Origin of the sequence: Lactobacillus sp., from assembly GCF_051873315.1 — a bacterium.
Lineage (GTDB): Bacteria > Bacillota > Bacilli > Lactobacillales > Lactobacillaceae > Lactobacillus.
Window position 1 is genome coordinate 16,729 of the sequence record NZ_JBJEES010000108.1, and the last position, 3,361, is coordinate 20,089.

Below are 3,361 nucleotides of genomic sequence, written 5' to 3' on the forward strand. Positions count from 1 at the left end.
ATTACCTGCTGCTGATGATGAAGAAGCAGAAGATGACGTAGATGAAGAAGATGATGATTCTTCAGTATCTTCATTCTCCACCTTGACCACCAGCGGATAGCTGGAATAGTCCTTGCCATCTTCCTGGTAAGTCGCGATCAGCTGACCGCTGCCGACTTCTTTGCCAGTCAGCGTAAACTTCAGCTCGCTCTGCCCTTTGGCAAAGTGCAGCAAAAGGTGCCGGCTTTCTTTTTCAGAAGCGGCTACTTCTTTGACAGCCTCTTCCGGCTTGTCAATCTTCAATTCTTTATTGGCCTTGTCCGTGGCGGTTTTATCCAAATCTACCAAGTCTGGCAGACTGACTTTTACCTCCAGGTCAGCCTCATTTTTACTCCGCTTGAGCGTGAGCGTTTCTTGACAACTCAGCTTCAAATTTAAGGAATCATTTTTATCTTTACCAGTCAGCTCTTTGTCCTTCTGCATGAAGACGAGCTGGTCACTGACCTCACTGGCAGCGGCCTGACTCACTCCCGCAAAGGAAGGCAAAATAAGCTGCAGAATCAACACTGCAGCCAGCAAAAAAGCTCTGGATTTTTTCATAATCTGCATCATGTTAGGTTCTCCCGTTGCAATTTAATATTTCCTGTACCAATTGGCACGTATTAATTGCATCCTTCCATCGAGATGCCAGATCCGTTTGCCTATCCTTATTAAAGTTTAAAAATAAGAATATAGCTATCTTGTTCAAACTACATTTTATCACATTTAATCCTTTTCAGCTAGTAAAAATAAAAATATCGTCCCTTTTGGAACGATATCTGCTAATTCTGTAATTATTATTTTTCTCTTCTTACTTGTCCAGGCCAGTCCACTTCCAAGAAGTTACTTCTGGAATGTCTTCACCGTGGTCCCGGATGTAAGCGTGGTGCTTAGACAGCAGGCTGTCCATCTTGTCAATGAAGGCCGCGCTCTTGTCCTTCAAGGCTGGAATTTGCTCAACCGCGTCCTTGGCCAGGTCGAAGCGGTCAAGGTGGTTCAAGACCCGCATGTCAAATGGCGTGGTAATATCACCATTTTCTTCATAGCAGTGAATTGAAACATTGTAACGCTTGCGGGCAAACCAGATGGATTCCATCATGGTCTTGTAGCCGTGCCATGCGAAGATGGTCGGTACGTCAGTTGGGAAGAGGCGGTCAAATTCTTCTTGAGAAATAGCGGCCGGGTTATCCTTCGGTGCCATCAGCTTCATCACGTCAACCACGTTGATATAGCGGATCTTCAGGTCTGGGAAGTTCTGGTGCAGGATGTCGATAGCTGCCAGAGTTTCCATGGTCGGTTCAGTTTCAGTTGAAGCAAAGACCACGTCCGGCTTGGCATCCTTGTCAGTTGAAGCCCAGTCGATGTAGCCCAAGCCATTGTCAACCAGCTTGGCTGCTTCTTCAGGAGTGAACCATTGCGGCCGTTCCTGCTTGGAAGTTACCAGCAGGTTGATCCCTTCCCGGTCACGGAAGGCCTTGTCAGCAACAGCCAGCAAGGTGTTGGTGTCACTTGGCAGGTATTCATGGATCATATCCGGCCGGTTCTTTTCAAACAGGTGGGTCAAAAGACCTGGATCCTGGTGAGTGTAGCCGTTATGGTCCTGCTGGAAGACAGTTGAAGTGGCCACAAAGTTCAATGATGGGTAATCGCGGCGCCAGTATTGTTCCTTAGCCTTCCGCAGCCACTTCATGTGCTGGGTCAGCATAGAATCAACCACCCGGCCGAAGGCTTCATAAGTAGCGAAGAAGCCGTGGCGGCCAGTCAATACGTAACCTTCCAGCATCCCTTCGTCTTGGTGCTCTGACAATTGCGAGTCAATCAAGCGCCCTTGCGCAGCCAGATTTTCATCGTTTGGCTCATGGATTTCGCTTTCCCATTGCCGCTTTTCGCTGTCCAGGAAGTCAAAGAGCCGGTTGGACTTGGATTCATCCGGACCAAAGCCGCGGAAAGTAGTCGGGTTCAGTTCCGCCACCTTGGTCAGGTACTTGGCCCATTCCACCATGTCCTGGGCATTCTTTGAACCAGGCTTGCCAACTTCAAAGGCAAAGTCGCGCCAGTCTGGCAGGTTCAAGCGCTTAGGGTTGATCCCGCCGTTGGTGACCGGGTTCATGGCCATTCTCTGGTCGCCGTGAACCGCGTTTTGCAGGACTAAGTCAGTCGGGTAGCCGTTTTCGTCAAACAGTTCTTCTGGCTTGTAGCTCTTCAGCCAGTCCAGCAAAAGTTCCTTGTGGTCCATGTGCTTCTGGTCAACCGGAAGCGGAATCTGGTGGGCCCGGAAGGAGTTTTCAATCGGCTTGCCATCCAGATCTGCCTTAGGACCAGTCCAGCCCTTCGGGCATTGGAAGATCAAAAGCGGCCAGTGGGCAAATGATTCATCGCCGTTTTCCCGGGCATTCTTTTGAATGGCCTTGATCTCTTCGATGATAGCGTCCAAGGTCTTGGCCATTTCTTCGTGAATCTGGTCAATGTTCTTCATCCCGTCAAAGCGGCCGCCCTTGAAGGTAGATACGAAGTAAGGCTTCCAGCCCATGCCTTCAAAGTACTTGGTCAGTTCTTCGTCGCTCATGCGGGAAGTAATGGTCGGGTTGGAGATCTTAAAGCCGTTGACCTGCAAAATCGGCAAAACAGCCCCATCCTTGACCGGGTTGATGAAGCGGTTGGAGAACCAGCCAGCTGCCAGCGGGCCGGTTTCTGCTTCCCCGTCGCCGATTTCTGTAGCGGCAATCACGTCTGGGTTGTCCAGGATGGCACCCGTTGCGTGTGACAAGGAGTAGCCAAGTTCCCCGCCTTCGTGGATTGAACCTGGGGTTTCTGGAGCCGCGTGAGATGCTACCCCGCCAGGGAAGCTGAAGCGCTTGAAAAGCTTGGTCATCCCGGCTTCATCTTGAGTAATTTCCGGGTAGATTTCAGTGTATGACCCATCCAAGTATGAGTTGGAAACCATAACTTGGCCGCCGTGACCGGAACCTTCAATGTAGAACATGTTCAAGTCATACTTCTTGATGACCCGGTTTAAGTGGGCGTAGATGAAGTTTTGCGGCGCGATCGTACCCCAGTGACCAACTGGCTTGATCTTAACGTCATCAGCCGTCAGTTCTTCCTTAAGCAAAGGGTTCTTAAGCAAAAAGAGTTGCCCGACTGACAAGTAATTGGCGGCCCGCCACCAAGCATCAACGCTCTTTAAGTATTCTTTTGAATCGTAATCTACTGCCATCTTTTTACTCCTTTGAGGAAACTTGTTTTCTTTATTTGCTTTAATCATACCATTTGCTGAAAATAAGTCAACTAATTTATTAATTGGATCCTACCAATTTTGCAAATCCTTAAAATACTTTGCAAAGAG

General features: G+C 49.0%; 1 protein-coding gene and 1 pseudogene. Both read right to left on the reverse strand.

The window, feature by feature from the left end; genetic code table 11:
• Positions 1-591 (reverse strand): annotated as a pseudogene (locus ACI32D_RS06335) (SpaA isopeptide-forming pilin-related protein); the annotation flags it as partial.
• Positions 592-829: 238 nt separating this feature from the next.
• Positions 830-3,232, reverse strand: a complete 2,403-nt coding sequence (locus ACI32D_RS06340; protein WP_439775758.1) for a phosphoketolase family protein — start codon at positions 3,230-3,232, stop codon at positions 830-832.
• Positions 3,233-3,361: the final 129 nt, after the last annotated feature.